Source organism: Amycolatopsis camponoti (genome assembly GCF_902497555.1).
GTDB lineage: Bacteria > Actinomycetota > Actinomycetes > Mycobacteriales > Pseudonocardiaceae > Amycolatopsis > Amycolatopsis camponoti.
Genome location: NZ_CABVGP010000002.1, coordinates 1,425,373 through 1,446,285 on the forward strand (window position 1 = coordinate 1,425,373; position 20,913 = coordinate 1,446,285).

The 20,913-nt window shown below is 72.5% G+C and carries 15 protein-coding genes; 12 read left to right on the top strand and 3 right to left on the bottom strand.

Annotated features, from left to right (window positions below):
- Position 1: 1 nt before the first annotated feature.
- Positions 2-2,356 carry a penicillin acylase family protein gene (locus AA23TX_RS27245; protein WP_155545664.1) on the bottom strand — a complete coding sequence of 785 codons (2,355 nt, stop codon included), beginning with the start codon at positions 2,354-2,356 and terminating at the stop codon, positions 2-4.
- Positions 2,357-2,480: 124 nt separating this feature from the next.
- Here AA23TX_RS27245 and AA23TX_RS27250 point away from each other — a divergent pair, with 124 nt between their 5' ends.
- From AA23TX_RS27250 to AA23TX_RS27280, 7 genes are all read left to right on the top strand, one after another.
- On the top strand, positions 2,481-4,028 hold the full coding sequence (locus AA23TX_RS27250; RefSeq protein WP_155545665.1) for an alkaline phosphatase D family protein: 1,548 nt from the start codon (positions 2,481-2,483) through the stop codon (positions 4,026-4,028).
- Between the two features lie 57 nt (positions 4,029-4,085).
- Positions 4,086-4,496 (top strand): nucleoside-diphosphate kinase, encoded by a 411-nt coding sequence (gene ndk, locus AA23TX_RS27255; protein ID WP_155545666.1) that lies wholly within the window; start codon positions 4,086-4,088, stop codon positions 4,494-4,496.
- A 52-nt stretch (positions 4,497-4,548) separates the two neighbouring features.
- On the top strand, positions 4,549-5,268 hold the full coding sequence (locus AA23TX_RS27260) for a maleylpyruvate isomerase family mycothiol-dependent enzyme (protein WP_155545667.1): 720 nt from the start codon (positions 4,549-4,551) through the stop codon (positions 5,266-5,268).
- Between the two features lie 192 nt (positions 5,269-5,460).
- Positions 5,461-8,742: a phosphodiester glycosidase family protein gene (locus AA23TX_RS27265; RefSeq protein ID WP_155545668.1), complete on the top strand. Its 3,282-nt coding sequence runs from the start codon at positions 5,461-5,463 to the stop codon at positions 8,740-8,742.
- 41 nt (positions 8,743-8,783) lie between these two features.
- On the top strand, positions 8,784-9,728 hold the full coding sequence (locus AA23TX_RS27270; protein WP_155545669.1) for an ABC transporter ATP-binding protein: 945 nt from the start codon (positions 8,784-8,786) through the stop codon (positions 9,726-9,728).
- 160 nt (positions 9,729-9,888) lie between these two features.
- On the top strand, positions 9,889-10,695 hold the full coding sequence (locus AA23TX_RS27275; RefSeq protein ID WP_155545670.1) for an ABC transporter permease: 807 nt from the start codon (positions 9,889-9,891) through the stop codon (positions 10,693-10,695).
- Entirely contained in the window at positions 10,695-11,525 is an 831-nt protein-coding gene (locus AA23TX_RS27280; protein WP_155545671.1) for an ABC transporter permease, read from the top strand. The genes AA23TX_RS27275 and AA23TX_RS27280 overlap by 1 nt, the downstream gene beginning before the upstream one ends.
- 47 nt (positions 11,526-11,572) lie before the next feature.
- Here AA23TX_RS27280 and AA23TX_RS27285 read toward each other — a convergent pair whose 3' ends face one another.
- Complete coding sequence (locus AA23TX_RS27285; protein WP_155545672.1) at positions 11,573-13,006, bottom strand: S8 family peptidase; 1,434 nt, start codon at positions 13,004-13,006, stop codon at positions 11,573-11,575.
- A gap of 539 nt (positions 13,007-13,545) precedes the next feature.
- On the opposite strand from AA23TX_RS27285, the gene AA23TX_RS27290 reads away from it, so the two are divergent.
- From AA23TX_RS27290 to proB, 5 genes are all read left to right on the top strand, one after another.
- The gene (locus tag AA23TX_RS27290) at positions 13,546-16,542 is read left to right on the top strand and encodes a translation initiation factor IF-2 N-terminal domain-containing protein (protein ID WP_155545673.1); all 2,997 of its coding nucleotides are present in this window, start codon (positions 13,546-13,548) and stop codon (positions 16,540-16,542) included.
- Between the two features lie 161 nt (positions 16,543-16,703).
- Positions 16,704-17,018: a 50S ribosomal protein L21 gene (gene rplU / locus AA23TX_RS27295; protein WP_003067132.1), complete on the top strand. Its 315-nt coding sequence runs from the start codon at positions 16,704-16,706 to the stop codon at positions 17,016-17,018.
- Between the two features lie 38 nt (positions 17,019-17,056).
- Positions 17,057-17,317, top strand: coding sequence for a 50S ribosomal protein L27 (gene rpmA, locus AA23TX_RS27300; RefSeq protein ID WP_155545674.1), 261 nt, complete (start codon positions 17,057-17,059; stop codon positions 17,315-17,317).
- A gap of 114 nt (positions 17,318-17,431) precedes the next feature.
- Complete coding sequence (gene obgE, locus AA23TX_RS27305) at positions 17,432-18,892, top strand: GTPase ObgE (RefSeq protein ID WP_155545675.1); 1,461 nt, start codon at positions 17,432-17,434, stop codon at positions 18,890-18,892.
- Complete coding sequence (gene proB, locus AA23TX_RS27310; RefSeq protein WP_155545676.1) at positions 18,889-19,998, top strand: glutamate 5-kinase; 1,110 nt, start codon at positions 18,889-18,891, stop codon at positions 19,996-19,998. The genes obgE and proB overlap by 4 nt, the downstream gene beginning before the upstream one ends.
- Before the next feature lie 199 nt (positions 19,999-20,197).
- Here the strand turns inward: proB and AA23TX_RS27315 are convergent, their stop codons facing one another.
- Positions 20,198-20,911 carry an SDR family oxidoreductase gene (locus AA23TX_RS27315; RefSeq protein ID WP_155545677.1) on the bottom strand — a complete coding sequence of 238 codons (714 nt, stop codon included), beginning with the start codon at positions 20,909-20,911 and terminating at the stop codon, positions 20,198-20,200.
- Positions 20,912-20,913 lie beyond the last annotated feature (2 nt).

Genomic DNA, 20,913 nt, shown 5'->3' on the forward strand with positions numbered 1-20,913 from the left:
CCTACCGCAGCACGACGACCCGCAGCGCGGGTGAGCGCAGGATGTCGGCTTCGCAGAAGCGTTCCTTCACCCATTCACCCCGGCTGTAGAGCTTCGTCTGGTCGCTGAAGTACGGCGACTTCGGGTTGGCCGACTGCGAGTACGTCAGCACCGTCGAGGAGTCCGGGCACGCGCGGCCGCGGAACCCGACCACCTGGATGTAGCTGGAGCCGTGCGCGACCTCGACGTTGCCGCGCGCCGGGTCCCACACCGGCGTCATCACGTTGAGCACGCCCAGGAAGCCCTGGCCACCGTGGATCGGGATGCGCTCGCCGTTGCGCGTGACCGCCTGGCCGTCCCTGAGGCGGGCGTCCGGCGCGAGTCCCGCCGTGCGCAGCTCCACCAGCGCGTCCCCGAACGCCTTCCGGACGTCCGCGTTGGCGGCGTTGAGCGTGTTCGGCGTGGTCAGCGGCGCCTTCGGGTCGAACGGCACCGAGAAGCGGTCCACCGAGCCGAGCCGCGCGGCGAACCGCTGGAACAGCAGCGAACCCCGCGTGTCGAGCGTGTACGTGTGGTCCCAGTTCGCGATCGCCGAGCACGCCGGCCCGACCGGGACCGGGCCGGACGACGACGGCGCCTGCCCGCCCGGGAACGACGCGCACAGCTTCGCCAGGTCCGCCGCCGTCAGGTCGGCGAACAGGCTGTGGTCGGCGAAGAGCACCTTCTTCATCGAGTCCGTCGTGAACCCGCCCTTTTCGGCGGTGAGCAGCGCTTCCCGCGTGCGCGGCGAACGCTCGGTGCCGATGTCCCCGACGATGTGCGGGTAGCCCGTGATGGGCGCCTTCGCGTTGGCCAGCCAGGCGCTGTCGTTGGTGTTCAGCTCGTAGTCCCGGCTCTGCTGCCTCGGCAGCCGCGACGGCGCGAAGATGCCCGGCTCGAGCGCACCGGGGTCGGAACCCCACTGGCACGACGACTTCGATCCGTCCAAAATGGCCAGTCCGACGGCCGGGAAGGTCTGCTGTCCCAAGGGAGTGCTGCACAGCTTCGCCTGCTCGTCGGTGACGTGCGGGACGACCTGGATGTCGGCGTAGAGCGCGTTGCCCGCCCGGTCGGTGGCGATGGTGTTGACCCACGGGACACCCTGCGTGCGGCTCAGCGCGCCGACGATGTCGGCCGTGCTGCGCGCCTCGTCTAGCTCGAACCACGTGTTGAGCCCGCGCATGTTCGTGCCGTTGGCGTCGCGCACGGTGAACGCCGACTTCGTCGTCCAGGGCAGCGGAATGCCCTGGAAGTCGCTCATCACCGGCCCGTACCGCGTCGACCAGAAGGTCTGGCGGACCGGCTTCAGCGAGCCGTCGGCCTGGCGCACCGGGACGGTGACCTCGCGGGACGTCATCTTCTCGGGCTTGCCGTCGACGAGGTACGTCGTCGGGTCGCCCGGCTTCAGCGGCACCTCGAACAGGCCGAAGGTGACCGGCGTGGACACCGTGTGCGTCCAGGCCGCGTCCGCGGTGTGCCCGATCTGGACGAACGGCATGCCGAGCAGGCTCGCGCCGGCGACGTCGAGCCGGCCGGGGATGGTCAGCTGGCTCTGCCAGAACCGGCGCCCGGCCTGCCACGGGTAGTGCGGGTTGCCGAGCAGCACGCTGCCCTGACCGGCCGCGGTGGAGTCCGCGCCGATCGCGATGCCGTTGCTGCCGAGCCCGCTGCCGTTCAGCGCCTGCGCGACCTTCGCCGACAGCTGCCCGCCGGTGCCCGGGGTGGGCGTCGCGCCGGACGGCGGCTCCGTGAACAGCCCTTCGGTGACGACGCCCTGGCCGCCCGTGATCGCGATGGCGTAGTAGTGCCGGTAGAAGTCCTGCTCGGTGATCGGCCGGACCCAGTCCGCGCCGTGGCAGGCCGGGTCGGAGATGCCGGCGCGGCCGGTGCGCGCGAGGTAGGCGTTGAACCCCTTGACGTAGCCGGAAACGACCTCGCGGACCTCGCGGCGCGGCCCCAGCGGCGCCGGTTGCGCGACCAGCCGGTCGACGATCCCGGAGTCGTTGATCCGCTGGAAGAACAGGTCGCTGTGCAGGTTGCTTTCCGCCTCGGACAGCGACGGGTAGCCGCCGCCCTCCGGGCCGAAGTACTTCGATCGCTGCCCGCTCACCGTGAGGTAGATGTTCGCGAGCTCGCAGACGTTGTCGGTCGCCGCCGCGAAGCCGTACCCGTAGCCGAGCCCGGCGTAGTCCTTGGCGACGATGTGCGGGATGCCGTGTTCGGTGTAGCGGAGGACGGCCTTTCCGCCGTCCTGGCCCGCTTCCGCGATACCGGTCCCCAGGGTGGTGATGGTGAGCGCCGCCGTCAGAACCGCCAGGCTTTTCCTGAATGGTCTCATCTGACCCCCTTGTCGTGATCGCCACGCTACCGAGGGACACGGCGTCCGGGCATGGGGGAAAACCCGGGGATGTCGTTCACCCGCGCGCAAACCGGCGTTGGCCGGGGCGGGATAGAAACCGCGCATGACCGAACCGACCCACCACTCCCGCCGCACGCTGCTCAAGGCCGGTCTGACCGGCGCCGCCGCCACTCTCGTGCTGCCTTCGACGGCGTTCGCCGCGGCACCGCTGCTGCGCGGCGACCGGCCCGTGCTCACCCACGGCGTCCAGTCCGGCGACGTCACGCCCGGCTCGGCGATCGTCTGGTCGCGCGCCGACCGGCCGTCGCGGCTGGTCGTGGAGATCGCGCGCGACCCGTCGTTCCGGCACGCCCGCCGGGTGCCCGGCCCGCTCGCCGGGCCGGCCACCGGCGGGACCGGGCAGGTCCGCGTCGCCGGTCTCGCGCCCGGCACCGAGTACCACTACCGCGTCACGGCGGAGTCCCTCGACGGGCGCGCGACGAGCGAGCCGCTGACCGGCCGGTTCGCCACCGCGCCGGTGGGCCGCCGCGACACCCGGATCCTGTGGTCGGGCGACGTCGTCGGGCAGAACTGGGGGATCAACCCGGACCTGGGCGGCATGACGATCTTTTCGGCGATGGCGGCCCGCCGTCCCGACCTCTTCCTGCACAGCGGCGACACGGTGTACGCCGACGGACCGCTGACGGAGACGGTCACCCTGCCCGGCGGCCGCACGTGGCGCAACGTCGTCACGCCGGAGAAGTCGAAGGTCGCCGAGACCCTCGACGAGTACCGCGGCCAGCACGCGTACAACCGCCTCGACGCCAACTTCAAGCGCTTCGCCGCGCAGGTGCCGGTCTATGCCCAGTGGGACGACCACGAGGTCTTGAACAACTGGTACCCGGGCGAGATCCTCGACCTCCCGGCCTACACGGAGAAGCGCGTCGACGTGCTCGCGCCGCGGGCGTACCAGGCGTTCCACGAGTGGCACCCGATCGACTCGCGCGCCGCGGTCGACGGCCGCGTCTACCGCAGTTTCCGGTACGGCTCGCGCGCCGAGATCTTCGTGCTGGACATGCGGACCTACCGCAACGCCAACACCGCCGACCAGACCCAGCCCGGCTACATCCTCGGCGACAAGCAGGCCCGCTGGCTGGCCGACGCACTCGGTCGCAGCACGGCGACGTGGAAGATCGTCCAGGCGGACATGCCGCTGGGCCTGGTCGTCCCGGACGGCACGGACATCGAAGCGGTGGCGAACAACCGGCCGGGTGCGCCGGGCGGGCGTGAGACGGAGCTGGCGTGGGTGCTGCGGGAGATCCAGCGCCGCCGCGTCCGCAACGTGGTCTGGCTGACCGCGGACGTCCACTACACGGCGGCGCACCACTATTCGCCGGACCGAGCGGCCTTCCAGGACTTCGACCCGTTCTGGGAGTTCGTGTCCGGACCGCTGAACGCGGGCGCGTTCGGGCCGAACGCCCTGGACCCGACGTTCGGCCCGGAGGCGGTGTTCGTCCACGCCCCACCGGTCGCGAACACGGCCCCGATCGACGGCTTCCAGCACTTCGGGGAGCTGAACATCGACGGCGGGAGCGGTGACCTGACGGTGGACCTCCGGGATGCCACCGGGGCGTCGCTGTGGTCGAAGAAGCTGCACCCGCAGGGCCGCTGACCCGGTCGGCTACGCTCACGCGCACCGACCCAAACCGCACCAAGGAGAAACACCGTCGTGACTGAACGCACGCTGGTCCTCGTCAAGCCCGATGGCGTCGCGCGCGGCCTCGTCGGCGAGGTCGTCTCGCGGATCGAGCGCAAGGGCCTGAAGCTCGCCGCCCTCGAGCTGCGGACCGTTCCGCAGGCGCTGGCCGAGGAGCACTACGCCGAGCACAAGGAGCGTGCGTTCTTCGGCGACCTGCTGGAGTTCATCACGTCGGGCCCGCTGGTCGCGCTGGCCGTCGAGGGCCCGCGGGCCATCGCCGCGTTCCGTCAGCTGGCCGGCGGCACCGACCCGGTCGAGAAGGCCATCCCGGGCACCATCCGCGGCGACTTCGCGCTGGAGACCCAGTACAACCTGGTCCACGGCTCGGACTCGCCGGAGTCGGCCGAGCGCGAGCTGAAGCTCTGGTTCCCCGACCTGTGATCGGCACCGGGGCCACGCCCGCGCGTGGCCCCGGTTCTCCCCAGGAGCGACCATGACGACGATGCCGTTCCCGGCCCGCGACTACCTCCCCGTCCTGCGGGAGCTGACGGACGCGTTCGCCGCGCGGCTGCACACCGCCGACGCGGCCGCCGCGGTGCCGGACTGCGCCGGCTGGACCCTGGCCGACCTCGGCACCCACCTCGGGAACGTGCACCGCTGGGCCGCCACCGTGGTCACCACCGGCGAAGTGCAGCCGCAGAACTTCGAAGCCGGCCCGGACGCCGATCTCGCGTCCTGGTACGCCGAAAGCGCTCAGCTGCTCCTCGCCGCCCTCGAGAAGGCGGTCCCCGAAGACCGGTGCTGGCACTTCGGCGGCACCGGGAAGACCAAGGCGTTCTGGTTCCGCCGCCAGGTTCACGAAACCGCCGTCCACCTCGCCGACTCGGGCAGCGACCACGCACTGGACCCGCCCGTGGCCGCGGACGGCGTCGACGAGGTCCTGACCGCTTGGCTCCCGCGCGTCACGCGCTGGCACGCCGCGCCGTCGCTGACCGCGCCCCTCGCGCTGCGCGCCACCGACACCGGCGACGTCTGGACGCTGCACCCGGGCGAACCGCCCACGCTCGGCTCGGCGACCGAACCCGCCGCGACCGCCGAGGCGCCGGCCCGGGACCTCCTGCTGCACCTGTGGAAGCGAACGGCGACCCCGCCGAGCGTCAGCGGTGACACCACGATCGCCGACCAGCTCCTCAAGGCCCCTTTCACCGCCTGACCCGGTAGCTGTTCTAGACCATTCAGGCGGCGTTCACCGGGAAGCCTTCCGCCGGCCGTGCCGCTGCGCTGTGCTGGTCGGGCTCACTCTCACTCGATACTGGGGTACCTGGTGAAGAAGTCACACTCTCTTTTCGGGGGTCCGGGTGGCGGAGCCCCCGGCTCGGGGCGAAGCCCCGGTTGTTACCGCGTAGTGCTGCCGTTCGTCGCCCTGGTCGCGACGGCGTTCGCCGTTCCCGCCCACGCCGATCCGCTCCGGGCGCCGCTCGGCACCCCACCGGTCGAGGCCGCGCCCGCCGCGTCGTCCGACCACCAGGCTCCGGCGACCTTCGCCGTCGCGGATCTCGACGACGGGCTCGTCACCGGCAGCGCGACCACCGAGGTCGCGCCCGGCTTGAACCTCACCCAGTTCGACCGGTTCGACCCGGCGGGCTGGATCCGCGGCGACACCCTCGCCGTCGACCTGGGCAGCAAGGTCCTGAAGCCGGCGTACCTGAGCCCCGGCACGGTGTCCGCGCGCACGCCGCTTTCGCAGCAGCTCGCGCGCACGGGCGCGGTCGCCGGCGTGAACGGCGACTTCTTCGACATCAACGCCACCGGAGCCCCGATCGGCGTCGGCATCGACCACGGGCAGCTGCAGACCGCGCCCGCGGCCGGCCACAACTACACCGCCGCGATCACCGACGCGGGCAAGGCCCAGCTGGCCTCGGTGTTCCTCGAAGCCGCGGTGACGCTGCCGGGCGGCACCGTGCAGGCCACGAACTTCAACAGCCCGGTGCTCGACAAGGACGCGATCGGCGTCTACACGCCGTTGTGGGGCGCCTCCGGCCGCGCGACCTCGGTGGCCGGGGCGTCCCGGGTGCGCGAGGTCGAGCTGCGCGACGGTGTCGTCACCGCCGTGCGCGAGCGGCCCGCCGACGGCCCGATCGCGGCCGGGACCACGTTGCTCTTGGCCCGCGAAGCCGGGGCGGACGCCCTCGCGGCGCTCGAGCCGGGTGACCCGGTGGACGTCACGTACGCGCCGCGCTCGGACGCCGGGAAGATCGCGGTCGCCGTGGGCGGCAACGAAGTCCTGCTGCGCGACGGCGTCGTGCAGCCCGTCGACAACGTCGCGATGCACCCGCGGACGGCGGTCGGCTTCTCCGCCGACGGCAAGCGGCTGTGGCTGGCCACTGTGGACGGACGCCAGGCCGACAGCCGCGGCATGACCGAGCTGGAACTCGCCCGGCACATGAAGAGCCTCGGCGCCGACGACGCGATCAACCTCGACGGCGGCGGCTCGTCGACCCTCTTGGCGCGCAACGAGGGCGAAGCCGCGCCGAGCGTCCGGAACGCACCGTCGGACGGCGGGGAACGCCTGGTGCCCAACGGGATCGGCTTCACGACCGTGCCGGGCAGCGGCAAGCTCACCGCGTTCTCGCCGACGCCGGCCGTCGCGACCGGCGACGCGAACCGCGTCCTGTCCGGCCTGACCCGGCACCTGGTCGCCGACGGCCACGACGAAACCGGGGCGGCGGTCGCCGCCGACCCGCGCTGGAGCACGTCGGACCCGCGGCGGGCCACCGTGACCCGCGGGGTCGTCACCGGGCACGGCGCGGGCGCCGTCGACGTCGTGGCGCGCTCGGGTCGCGCGGCGGGGAAGACGGCGCTTTCGGTGCTGGGCAGGCCGGTCCGGCTCGGCACGAGCACCGAGCAGGTCGCGCTGTCCGGTGCAGGCGCGAAGAGCACGTTCGAGGTCTACGGCTACGACGCCGACGGCTACGGCACCTGGCTGGAGCCCGACGACGTCAAGCTCGACTACGACCACTCCGTCGTGCGGGTCGAGCCGTCGGGGGACGGGTACGCGGTGACCGCGCTGACCGCGTCCGGCGCTTCGGCGATCACCGCTTCGGCGGGCGGCCTGACCACGCACCTGGCGGCGTCGGTCGGGACCGTGCCGCAGGTCGCGTCGCCGCTGGACGGGCCGGCGGGCTGGACGGCCACGGTGTTCCCGGCGGTCGTCGGCGCGGCGCTGTCCGCGGCGCCCGGGCGCGCCGGCGGCGCCGGTCTCGCGCTGGACTACCGGCTCACCGGCACGACCGCGACGCGCGCCGCGTACGTGACGCCGTCTTCTCCGCTCGCGGTTCCCGCGGGCACGCAGAAGATCGGGCTGTGGGTGAACGGCGACGGCAAGGGCGCCTGGCTGCGGGCCGAGCTGCGCGACGCGGCGAACGTCGCGTCCATCGTGGACTTGTCGCTGAGCGTCGACTGGACGGGCTGGCGTTACGTCACCGCCGCCGTCCCGGCCGGGCTGCCGGACGGCCAGCGGCTGGCGCGCTTCTACGCCGTGGAAAACGTGCCGGACCAGCAGTACGAAGGTCACCTGGTGTTCGACGACCTGACCTTCGAGGTGGCGCCGACGACGGCGGTGCCGGCCGATCCGGCGCCGCGTGATCCGGCGCTGGTCACCGACGGCACGCTGACCGGCGGCCTGCGCGTCGCGGTCGTCAGCGACGCGCAGTTCACCGCGGACGACCCGGCCGGCCCGCTGGTCGCGCAGGCCCGCCGCGCCCTGCGCGAAGCCGTCGCGGCGAAACCGGACCTGGTGCTGATCAACGGCGACTTCGTCGACCGCGGCACGGCACCCGACTTCGTGCTCGCCAAGCAGGTCATCACCGAGGAACTGGACGGCAAGGTGCCCTGGTACTACGTGCCGGGCAACCACGAAGCCGAAGGCGGCAACGGGCTCGCCAACTTCCAGGCGGCGTTCGGCGTGACGCACCGGGTCGTCGACGTGCACGGCATCCGGCTGGTGCTGATGGACTCCTCGCGCGGCTCGCTGCGGGCGGGCGGGTTCGACCAGGTCCGGATGCTGCGGGACGCTCTCGACTCGGCGGCGGGGGACCGGTCGGTCCGCGGCGTCGTCGTCGCGATGCACCACCCGGTGAAGGACCCGAGCCCGACCGGGAACTCCCAGCTCGGCGACCGGAAGGAAGCGACGCTGCTGACCCGGTGGCTGACCGGGTTCGAGCGGGCGTCCGGAAAGCCGGCCGCTTCGGTGGCTTCGCACGCCGGCGTGTTCTCCCTGTCGCGGGTGGACGGCGTGCCGTACCTGGTCAACGGCAACTCGGGCAAGGCGCCCGCGGCCGCGCCCGGCGACGGCGGGTTCGTCGGCTGGACGCTGCTGCGCCTCGACCCGGCCGACCACGCGCAGCCGGTGCGCTTCGAGACGCGGCCGAACGTCGACTCCCTGACCTTGTCCGGGCCTTCCTCGCTGAAGCGCGGCGAGCGCGCCGAGGTCCGCGCGACGCTGCGGCAGGGGACCCGCGACGTGCCGGTCTCGTACCCGGTGAGCGCCGACTGGACGGTCTCGTGGGGCGTCGTCGCGTTCGACCCGGCTTCCGGCGTCCTGACGGCGTTGCGGCCGGGCGTCGCGCGGCTTTCGGTGACGGTCAACGGGGTGACGCGGACGCTGGTCGTGACGGTCCGGGGTTAAACCGTTCGGTTTTTGTCGGTGCCCGCTCGTATGGTCGGGGTGTGGACGAATCGGAGGACCGGGAACCGGCGCTGGTGCAGGCGAAGGCACTCGTGAAGCGCTTCGGCGAGTTCGAGGCCGTGCGCGGGATCGACGTGGAGGTGCGGCGCGGGGAGGCGTTCGGCTTCCTCGGCCCGAACGGCGCCGGCAAGTCGTCGACGATGCGGATGATCGCGTGCGTGTCGCCGCGCACCGACGGCGACCTCCGCGTGCTGGGGCTGGATCCCGAGGTCGCCGGGCCGCGGATCCGCGCGCGCCTCGGCGTGGTGCCGCAGCTGGACAACCTGGACGTCGAGCTGACGGTCCGGGAGAACCTGGTGATCTACGCCCGGTACTTCGGGCTGTCCCGCGCGGCGGCGCGGGCCAAGGCGGACGAGCTGCTGGAGTTCGCGCAGCTGAGCGACCGCGCGGCCGACAAGGTCGACCCGCTGTCGGGCGGCATGAAACGCCGGCTGACGATCGCGCGGTCGCTGGTCAACGACCCGGAGCTGTTGCTGCTCGACGAGCCGACGACCGGGCTCGACCCGCAGGCCCGCCACCTGCTGTGGGACCGCCTGTTCCGGCTGAAGGAGCAGGGCACGACGCTGATCGTCACGACGCACTACATGGACGAGGCCGAGCAGCTGTGCGACAGGCTGGTGGTGATGGACCACGGCCGGATCGCCGCGGAGGGGTCGCCGTCGGAGCTGATCAGCCGGTACTCGACGCGGGAGGTCGTGGAGCTGCGGTTCGCGTCGGGCCACCAGGTGGCGTCGGCGCAGCAGGTGGAGGGCCTGGCCGAGCGCATCGAGGTACTGCCGGACCGGGTACTGCTCTACAGCGACAACGGCGAAGACACCCTGGAGCACGCCCACGCGCGCGGGGTACGGCCGCTGTCGAGCCTGGTGCGCCGCAGCTCGCTGGAGGACGTGTTCCTGCGGTTGACCGGCCGGACGCTGGTGGACTGATGGGGAACGAACTGACTGCGCCGCCGCCCGCCGGGCCGATCGGTGGTGTCCTGCCGCGCTCGGTCGCCTCCGGAGCCTCGGCGTACGACCGGGCTGCGAGTGGGCCTTTCCCACGCCCGGCGCGGGTTTCGGGCACTGCGCCGCGCGTTCGGAGGTGGCGATGACCACCGTCGAGCCCACCGGCCGCGTCGTCGGTACGTGGCACGGCGCCTGGCTGCGCGTCGAAGGGTACTGGACCTGGTACCGCCGGCACTGGGTGTCCACTTTGTACTCCACCGGCCTCCAGCCGGTGCTGTTCCTCGCCGCGATGGGACTCGGCTTCGGGTCGCAGGTGCGGCCGGGTGCGGTCACCGGTGGCCTGTCCTACCTCCAGTACATCGCCCCGGCCCTGCTCGCGGCCGGCGCCGCGCAGCAGGCCGTCGGCGAATCGAGCTACCCCGTGCTGTCCGGGTTCAAGTGGCAGAAGGACTACCTGGCGGTCACCGCCACCCCGGTGTCGCCGGGCCAGGTGCTCGGCGGCCACCTGATCTGGACGACGCTGCGGCTGACGCTCGCGGGCGCGATCTACGCGGTGGTCGCGGTGTTCTTCGGCGCCTGGACCGGCCCCGGCGTGCTGCTGGTGATCGTCGCCGGCACCGTCACGGGCCTCGCCTGCAGCACGCCGGTGACCGCGATGGCGGCGCGGACGTTCGACGAAGGCCAGCGCTTCGGCATCGTCTTCCGCTTCATCCTGATGCCGATGACGTTGTTCTCCGGCACGTTCTTCCCGATCGCGCAGCTGCCGGGCGCGATCCGCTGGCTGGCCTGGCTCTCCCCGCTGTGGCACGGCACGCAGCTCGCCCGCGGCGTGAGCGTCGGGGGAGTCGGCGGCTGGGCGATGCTCGGCCACTTCGCGGTGCTCGCGGCGATGTTCGCGGCCGGGTGGGCGGTCGCGCACCGGGCCTTCTACCGGAGGCTGGTGGTCTGATGGTGAGCGTCCAAGCTCCGCCGGCGCGGGCCGGGCTGCTGCTGCGGATCCTGCCGCCCGGGCTGTACGCGGGCCGCGCGCGCATGCTCGTCGAGCGGTCGGTGCGGGTCTACCGCAACAGCTGGCTGATCTTCCTGTCCGGCGCGGCCGAGCCGTTCCTGTACCTGCTGGCGTTCCAGCTGGGATTCGGCAAGCTCGTCACCGAGGTGGCGGGCCCGGACGGCCGCCCGATGGGCTACGTCGCGTTCGTGGCGCCGGCGCTGCTGGCGACGTCGGCGATGAACGGCGCCGTGTTCGAGTCGACGTACAACCTGTTCTTCAAGCTGCGTTACGCGAAGCTGTACGACGCGATGCTGGCGACGCCGATCGGCCCGCTGGACGTGGCGCTCGGCGAGATCGGCTGGGCGATGACCCGCGGCGGCGTCTACGCGGTGGCGTTCCTCGCGATCGCGGCGGCGATGGGGCTGCTGGCGTCGTGGTGGGCGCTGCTGATGGTCCCGGCGGCGCTGCTGGTCGGGCTGGCCTTCTCGGCGATCGGCATGGCGCTGGTGACGTTCCTGAAGTCGACGGCCCAGTTCGACTACATCGCCCTCGCGCTGATGCCGATGTTCCTGTTCGCGACGACGTTCTTCCCGCTGTCGGTGTACCCGGAGCCGCTGCAGTGGGTGGTCCGCTGCCTCCCGCTGTACCACGCGATCGAGCTGATGCGGGGCCTCGCGACGGGCCTGCTCTCCGGCAGCATGCTGGTCAACCTGGCCTACCTGCTGGCCCTGGGCGCGCTGGGCCTCTGGGCCTCGACGCGCCGCATCGCGAAGCTCCTTTTGACCTGACGTCGTGTCGTCCACCCGGGTACGCGTGTCGTCCGTTCGCGTGCGGCTCAGCGGGCCGGATCGGGCCGTCCCCGGGGCGCGACGGCGGCGAGCGCGTCCACCATCCCGTGCCCGTAGAAGCCGTTGAACCCCTCGTACCCCGCGCAGTACGCGTCCTGGGTCCCGTCGCCGGTGAGGTCGTAGTCGGCCGGGCACGGCATCGGCATCGCCTGGGCGTCCAGCGTCCGCCGCAGCTGCCGCGGCCCGGCGTCCCGGTGCGTGGACGCCAGCAGCGCCAGCACCCCGGTGACGTGCGGCGCGGCCATCGACGTCCCGCACAGCGGCGCGTACCCGCCGGGCACCGTCGAAAGCACGCACTCGCCCGTCTCCCCGCCGGGCGCGGTGACGTCGATCACGCCCAGCCCGTACGAGCTGTAGCCCGCCTTCACCCGGTCCGAGCCGACGGCGGACACCGCGACGACGTCCCGCAGCGCCGCCGGCAGTGCCTCACACCCCGAACCCGCCCCGGGCGAGCCGGACCGCGCCGACGGCGTCAGGTCGACGGCCTCGTTGGTCGCCGCCGCGACGTTCAGCGTGCCCGCGGAAGTGCTGTACTCGACCGCGCGCGCCAGCGCTTCGTGCACCACCCCGCGGTCGTCGCCGCGGATGCACGACAGCGTCCACGGGTTCACGAAGAAACTGCTGTTCGTCAGCTTCATGTGGCGTGACGCCGCCCACATCAGCCCGCACACCGCGGCCTCCGGGTCGGCGTAGCCGCGGTCGTCGATCACTTTCACCGACGCCACCCTGACCCCGGGCGCCACACCCGTCACGCCCCGACCGTCGTCGGCCGCCGCGATGATCCCCGCCACGTGCGTGCCGTGCACCGACGTCGTCGGCGCCCAGGCCGACGGTGACCGGTCCGGGGCGCCGGTCAGGCAGCCGGCGGAGTCGTCGCGGTCGAGGGCGCCGCTGAGGTCCGGGTGGTCCGGGTCGATGCCGGAGTCGAGCACGCCGACGACGACGTCGCGGCTTCCGCGCGAGACGTCCGACACGCCCGGGGCGCGGCCCGCGTTGATCATCCGCATGTCCCACTGCCGGTCGCTGAGATCCGCGGTGGGAACGCGAGCCGGGTCGGTGACGGGCAGCGTCGCCCGCGCGGGCTGCGGCCTGACCTCGGTGGCGCGCTGCGCGGCCAGCCGCTCGGCCTGGGCGCTGAACGCCTGGTCGAGCCCGATCCGGGCGCCGAACGAAGAGTCGCCCGAGGTGGCGACGGCGACGGCGATCTGCGGGTAGTAGACGGTGGTGGCCCCGCACGCGCCGGTGATCCGCGCGCGAGCGGTGGACTCGGGCGTGCCGCGGTCGAAGGTGACGACGTAGCGGAGGTTCCGGCCGTGGCCGCAGGCGGGCTCGTCGGCCGCCGCCGGACCGGCGGTGACGCATCCCGAAAGCACCAGGACGGTGCACACGGCCGCCCGCAGGGGCCGCGCCAGCAGGGACACCGGACCTCCCACCGGATGCAGGAACCGCGGGTGCCGGCGCGCGAGATCCCGGTCACCCCGAGCCGCACGGTAGCCACCCCGTGCCCGGCGGACAAGCGCTACGGCCAAGTTCCCCCGGCCGGTGGGCCCCGCGGCGCGCCCGGCGGCGTGGGCGGAGGTACCGAGTACACCGGAGCAGTCACCCGGTGTGGGATACTCGGGGAGGCCACCGGGCCGCGGGGCGCATGTGAGAGGTGCTGCCTGCGGTGTTGTGGCCCGGTGATGTGCGTGAACTCCCGCGACGCGTCGCCGCCCGCGAGCCGGGCGGCTGGACGACGTGGCGGGCGGCCCGGGGGTTGCGACAGCCTGGCCACGCACGCTCACCGTGCAGACCTTTGACCGGGTTGTGCGCCACCGAGGCGGTGGTGCGGCGCCCGGTTGTCGGGCCAGGATTCCCGCCGCTGGTGACCACCACGGCGGAACGAACAGAAAGGGGCCCCTGCGCGGCCGCGTCCCTGCCGGTGAACACCGGCAGACGCGCCCGGGGGCGGAGGAGACACATGTCGAACGCGGAAACACCCGCCGAGCAGACCGGCGGGAATCCCGCCACACCCACGAGCGGTCCACTGGCCGACCTGCCTGCCCGGATCCGGGTCCACGCGCTGGCCAAGCTGCTCGCGAAGAACAGCCGGGACGTCATGGCCAAGCTCACCGAGCTGGGCGAAAGTGTGCGCAGCGCGCAGTCGAGCGTGACCAGGGACGTCGCGCACAAGGTCGCCGAAGCCTTCTCGGGCGGTGACGTCGAGGTGGCGCCGGCTTCCGGCGGTGACGTCGAGGTCGCGCCCGCTTCCGGTGGCGACGTCGAGGTGGCACCGGCGAAGGCCGAGCCGGAGTCCCGCCGCTCCGCCGTCCCGCCGGTGGCCGAGGTGCCGGCTGCCGAAGCCGAGAAGCCGCGCCCGCGGCAGAAGACCCGCGCGCACCTGCCGGTGTTCGCCGCACCCTCGCCGGTCTTCCTGCCGCCGGAGCCCGCGGCCACCAAGCCGGCCCGCAAGCCCGCCGACCCGTTCGCGGAGCCGCCGGCCCCGGTGAAGCAGCAGGTCGAGCCGGAGAGCGCCGAGGAAGAGGCCGAGGACACCACGCCGGTCACCGACTCCGGTGACGACGACGGTGACGACGCCAACAGCCGCCGTCGCCGCCGTCGTGGCCGCCGCGGCCGTGGCCGGGGCAAGGGCGCCGACGGCAGCGACGAGACCGAGAACGAGGGCGACGACAGCCAGGCCGAGGAGCAGCCGCCCGCGCGTCGCCGCTCCCGCAACGCTGACGAAAAGCCCGCGAAGGACGAATCCGACACCGCCGAGGAGTCCGAAGGCGCCACCGACGAGTCCGACGCCGACAGTGACGACGGTGAAGGCGGCAGCAAGCGCCGTCGCCGCCGCCGTCGCCGCAAGGGCTCGGACGGCGACGACGCCGAGACCACCGACGACCCGCCCAACACCGTCACCCACGTCCGCCAGGCCAAGGCCGAGCAAGCCGAGCGCGAGCGCCCGGCGCGCGACGAGGTGCGCAGCGTCCGCGGCTCGACGCGGCTGGAGGCCAAGCGCCAGCGCCGCCGTGACGGCCGCGAGGCCGGCCGCCGCCGCGCGCCGATCCTGTCCGAGGCCGAGTTCCTCGCCCGCCGCGAGTCCGTCGAGCGCGAGATGGTCGTCCTCGAGAAGGGCGACTCGACGCAGATCGCCGTGCTCGAGGACGGCGTGCTGGTCGAGCACTTCGTGACGCAGTCGGGCTCCGGCTCGATCGTCGGCAACGTCTACCTCGGCCGCGTCCAGAACGTGCTGCCGAGCATGGAAGCCGCGTTCATCGACATCGGCCGCGGCCGCAACGCCGTGCTCTACGCCGGTGAGGTCGACTGGGACGCCGCCGGGCTCGAGGGCAAGGCCCGCAAGATCGAGCAGGCGCTGTCCACCGGCGACTCCGTGCTGGTCCAGGTGACCAAGGACCCGGTCGGGCACAAGGGCGCCCGGCTGACCACCCAGATCTCGCTGCCCGGCCGCTTCCTGGTGTACGTCCCCGCGGGCGGCGCCACCGGCATCTCCCGCAAGCTGCCGGAGAACGAGCGCCGCCGGCTCAAGGACATCCTCAAGCGGATCGTCCCGGAGGACGCGGGTGTCATCATCCGCACCGCCTCCGAGGGCATCGGCGAGGAGGAGCTGGGCCGCGACGTCGACCGCCTGAAGGCCCAGTGGGACGTCATCAAGGAGAAGGCCGCCGCCGGTTCCGGCAAGAAGGGCGGCGCTCCGACCATGCTCTACGAAGAGCCCGACCTGCTGGTCAAGGTCGTGCGTGACCTCTTCACCGAGGACTTCGCCAAGCTGGAGATCCAGGGCAACCGCTCCTGGGAGACCATCAACGGCTACGTCAGCCACGTCGCGCCGGAGCTCGCCGACCGGGTCAAGCGCTACACCGGCACCGGTGACGCGTTCGCCGACCACCGGATCGACGAGCAGATCACCAAGGCGCTCGACCGCAAGGTCTGGCTGCCGTCCGGTGGTTACCTGGTCATCGACCGCACCGAGGCGATGACGGTCATCGACGTCAACACCGGCAAGTTCACCGGTTCGGGTGGCAACCTCGAGGAGACGGTGACCCGCAACAACCTGGAGTCGGCGGAGGAGATCGTCCGCCAGCTCCGGCTGCGGGACATCGGCGGCATCATCGTGATCGACTTCATCGACATGGTGCTCGAGTCCAACCGCGAGCTGGTGCTGCGCCGCCTGACCGAGTGCCTCGGCCGCGACCGCACGCGTCACCAGGTCGCCGAGGTCACCTCGCTCGGCCTGGTGCAGATGACCCGCAAGAAGATCGGCACCGGCCTGCTGGAGGCGTTCTCGACGCCGTGCGAGCACTGCAAGGGCCGGGGCGTGCTCGTCTCGACCGAGGTGCAGCGCACGGCCGGCGGCTCGCAGTCCCACGGCGGGAACGGCAACGGCGGCGGCAACGGCGGCAACAGCGGTGGCGGCGGCGGGGAGAAGAGCTCCCGCCGGTCGCGGGGCCGCGGCAAGGGCGACGAGGCAGCCAAGGAGCAGGCCGAGGCCGCCAAGGCCGAGGTCCACGCGGTCCCGCCGCCGGAGCAGCGCGCGTCGGTCGCGTCCGCGGTGGCGGCGATGGCCAACGCCTCGAAGGCGGCCAAGGACCACGACCACGGCGCGCTCAACGGCAACGGGCACGTCCCGGAGGTGACCGACACGGCCGAGGCCGCGGAGGCCGCCGAAGAGACGCGTCAGGAGGCCGTCGTGGAGCCGGCCACCGAGGTCGCGGGCGTCCCGGTGACCACCGAGGCGGACGAGGCCCCGGTGCCGCAGGAGGAGCCGGCGGTCGAGCGGACCTCGGCGCCCGAGCCGGCCGAAGAGCCGGTAACGGACGCTGTGGGGTCTTCGGAGCCCGCCGACCTCGACGTCGAGGTGCCCGAACCGGCCACGCGCCCCACCCGGCGCCGGTCGCGCCGGGCCGCGTCGCGCCCGGCGGGTCCGCCGGTGCACGCCTCCGACCAGAGCCAGTGAACGACTTGGGGACCCCGGTGGTAACGCACCGGGGCACCCCACGTAACCTGTAGTACGGCCTGCCACCAGAGCAGGTCGCTGCGCGAGTGCAGGACCGCCTCCCCGGAGGTGGGCCGATCGTGCGGGCCCCCACCCATTGTCGAGTAATGCAGGAGACTTCCGTGTCGGCGTACGCGATCGTCAAGACCGGCGGCAAGCAGTACAAGGTGGCCGTCGGCGACGTCGTCGAGGTCGAGAAGCTCGAGGGCGAGCCGGGCACCGAGCACATCCTCCCCGCCGTTTTGTACGTCGACGGTGGCGATGTCACCACGGACGCCGACGCGCTGGCGAAGGTCTCGGTCACCGGCAAGGTCGTCGAGCAGACCAAGGGTCCGAAGATCCGGATCCACAAGTTCAAGAACAAGACGGGCTACCACAAGCGTCAGGGTCACCGGCAGAAGCTGACCCGCGTCGAGGTCACCGCCATCTCCCTGTAAGAACTTCCGGATCTGCTTTTCAGAAAGAGGGCTGAGCCATGGCTCACAAGAAGGGTGCGTCCAGCTCCCGCAACGGTCGTGACTCGAACGCGCAGCGCCTCGGCGTCAAGCGCTTCGGCGGCCAGGAAGTCAACGCCGGCGAGATCCTGATCCGCCAGCGTGGCACCAAGTTCCACCCCGGCGTGAACGTCGGCCGCGGCGGCGACGACACGCTGTTCGCGCTGGCCGCCGGTGCGGTCCAGTTCGGCGAGAAGCGTGGTCGCAAGACGATCAACATCGTCGTGCCTGTCGAAGCCTGAGTTTCGGCTTCTACGCTAGACCTCTGACGAGGGGTGGGGCCGGAATATCCGGCGCCACCCCTCGTTTGTTTTGTCAGTACCCCTTTTGGTTTCGCGAGTGAATAGAGGCAAGTCATGGCGTCCCGGTTCGTGGACCGCGCGGTCATCCACCTGACCGCCGGTGACGGGGGCAACGGCTGTGCCTCGGTGCACCGCGAGAAGTTCAAGCCGCTCGGCGGCCCGGACGGCGGCAACGGCGGCAACGGCGGCGACGTCCTGCTGGTCGTCGACCCCAACGTGCACACCCTGCTCGACTTCCACTTCCGCCCGCACGCCAAGGCGGGCAGCGGCAAGATGGGCCAGGGCGGCAACCGCGCGGGTGCGGCGGGGGAGACCCTGGTGATGAAGGTGCCGTCCGGCACCGTCGTGTTCACCGAAGACGGCGAGATGGTCGCCGACCTCATCGGCCCGGGCACCACGTTCGTCGCGGCGCAGGGCGGCCGCGGTGGCCTCGGCAACGCGTCGCTGTCGTCGAAGGCCCGCAAGGCCCCCGGGTTCGCGCTGCTGGGCGAGCCCGGTGAGGCCCGCAACCTCGTGCTGGAGCTGCGCTCGGTCGCCGACGTCGGCCTGCTCGGCTTCCCGTCCGCCGGCAAGTCGTCGCTGATCTCGGTGCTGTCCGCGGCCAAGCCGAAGATCGCCGACTACCCGTTCACCACGCTGGTGCCGAACCTCGGCGTCATCACCGGCGGCGAGACGGTGTTCACGATGGCCGACGTGCCCGGCCTGATCCCCGGCGCGTCCGAGGGCAAGGGCCTGGGTCTCGACTTCCTGCGTCACATCGAACGCTGCGCCGTGCTGGTGCACGTCGTCGACTGCGCGACGCTGGAGCCGGGCCGCGACCCGCTGTCCGATGTGGACGCTCTCGAAGCGGAGCTGTCCAAGTACACCCCGGGTCTCGGCGGGAAGCTCGAGGAGCGCCCGCGCGTGGTCGTGCTCAACAAGATCGACGTCCCGGAGGCCGCCGAGCTCGCCGAGTTCGTCCGGCCGGAGCTGGAAGCGCGCGGCCTCCAGGTGTTCGAGGTCTCGACGGCCTCGCGCAAGGGCCTGCGCGAGCTGACGTTCGCGCTCGCCAAGGTGGTCGAGCAGTACCGCGAGATGCAGCCCGTGCTGGAGCCGGAGAAGATCGTCCTGCGGCCGCTCGCCGTCGACGACACCGGCTTCACCGTCGAGCTCGACCCCGAGGAGGAGGGCGCGTTCATCGTGCGCGGCGTCCGCCCGGAGCGGTGGATCCGCCAGACCAACTTCGGCAACGACGAGGCCGTCGGCTACCTGGCCGACCGGCTCAACCGCCTCGGCGTCGAGGACAAGCTGGCGAAGCTCGGCGCGCGGCCGGGCAGCCCGGTCACGATCGGCGACGTCCAGTTCGAGTGGGAGCCGACGACGCCGAGCGTCGCGATGCACCTGTCCGGGCGCGGCACCGACGTCCGCCTCGAGAACCACGACCGGATCGGCGCGGCCGAGCGCAAGGAAGCCCGCCGGATCCGGCGCGACGGCTCGGACGAGCCGGAAGGCGACGACCTGGACCTCGACGCGTGAGCGGCACGCGGGAAGCCATCGCTCTTGCTCGCCGGCTGGTCGTCAAGGTCGGTTCGTCGGCCCTGACCACGGCGGGCAGCGGGCTCGACGCGGCCCGGCTGGACGCGCTGGTCGACGCGATCGCGGACCGCGTCGCCCGGGACACCCAGATCGTGCTCGTCTCGTCGGGCGCGATCGGGGCCGGGCTGGCCCCGCTTTCGCTCGGCAAGCGCCCGCGCGACCTCGCGACGCAGCAGGCGGCGGCGAGCGTCGGGCAGCTGGCGCTGGCGCACGCGTACGCGGAGTCGTTCGGGCGGTTTTCGCTTACGGTCGGCCAGGTGCTGCTGACGTCCGACGACGTCGTCCGCCGGTCGCACTACCGCAACGCGCAGCGGACGTTCTCGCGGCTGCTGGCGCTCGGCGCGGTCCCGGTGGTCAACGAGAACGACACGGTGGCCACGGAAGAGATCCGCTTCGGCGACAACGATCGCCTGGCGGCCCTGGTGGCCCACCTGATCGGCGCGGACGCGCTGATCCTGCTGTCCGATGTGGACGGACTCTACGACGGCGACCCCCGCGAAGGGGCCACTCGCAAGCTCACCGAGGTCCTTTCGGAGTCCGATGTGGACGGGATCTCGGTCGGCATGTCCAGCTCCGGCCTCGGCACGGGCGGCATGGTGTCGAAGCTGGCGGCGGCGCGCACGGCGGCGGGCGCGGGCATCCCGGTCCTGCTGGCGGCGGCGTCGGAAGCCTCCGCCGCGTTGACTTCCGCCTCCCCGGGCACGGCGTTCGCCCCGGCGGACACCCGCCTGTCGGCCCGCCGCTTCTGGCTCGGCTACGCGGCGGACACGACGGGCAAGCTCCGCCTGGACGACGGCGCGGTGACGGCGGTGGTCCGCCGCCGCCGGTCGCTGCTGGCGGCGGGCATCACGGGCGTGGAGGGCGACTTCCAGGCCGGCGACGTGGTCGACCTGGTGGACGCGAAGGACCGCCCGGTGGCCCGCGGAGTGGTGGCGTTCGACGCGACCGAACTCCCGGACCTGGTCGGCCGCTCAACCCCCGAACTCCCCCCAGAGCAACGCCGCGAGGTAGTCCACGCCGACGACCTCGTCCCCCTCCGCCGCTGACCCCCACCCCGCGTCCCCGCAGGCATCACCCGTGATTGAGCAGGCATCACACGTGATCCGGCGGGCATCACCGTGTCGACCCTTCAATCACGCGTGTCGACTCCCCAATCACGTGTGATGCCCCTTCAGTCACGTGTGATGCCCTTCCGATCACACGTGATGCCTCGCTGATCACGGGTGATGCCCCGTCGCGACGGGCTCAGCCAACCGAGACCAGGCGGGCGCCGCCGTCGGCTTCCAGGATCGTGCCGCTCAGGTTGCGGTTCGTCGCCGCCAGCGCGACCACCTCGGCGACGTCGTCCGCCGTCGCCACGCGGCGGGACGGGATCGAAGCCGCCGTCTGCGCGAAGAACCCTTCGCGCACCTCCGTCGGGAAGCCGCTCCACCAGGCCGTGTCGACGACCCCCGGCGAAACCGCGTTCACCCGCCGCGGCGCCAGCTCGACCGCCAGTGGCTTGACGAGCGCTTCCACCGCCGCGTTGAGCGCGCCGATGCCCGCCGTCCCGGGCATCGCCGCGTGCGCGCTGATCGCGCCGAGCAGCGTGATCGACCCGTCTGCGGCCAGGTGCGGCAGCACCGCCTGGATCGTCGTCAGGTGCGCCCAGAACTTCGCGTCGAACGCCCGCCGCAGCATCGCCAGGTCCAGCGAAGCGATCGGCCCCATCCCCTCGGCGCCGGAGAGGCTCACCACCAGCACGTCCACCATGCCGAGCGACTCCGCCAGCGCGGCCATCGCCCCGGCGTCACCGCCGTCGGCCTGGTGTCCCGTCAAGGAAGGGTCGCTCACCGCGACGTCGTCGAGACGTTCCTTGCCACGTCCGGTCACGTGGACGTCGTAACCCTGTTCGTGCAGCCGACGCGCGGTCGCCAGGCCGATGCCCGAAGTGCCGCCGGCCACGAGAGCGATGCTCATGT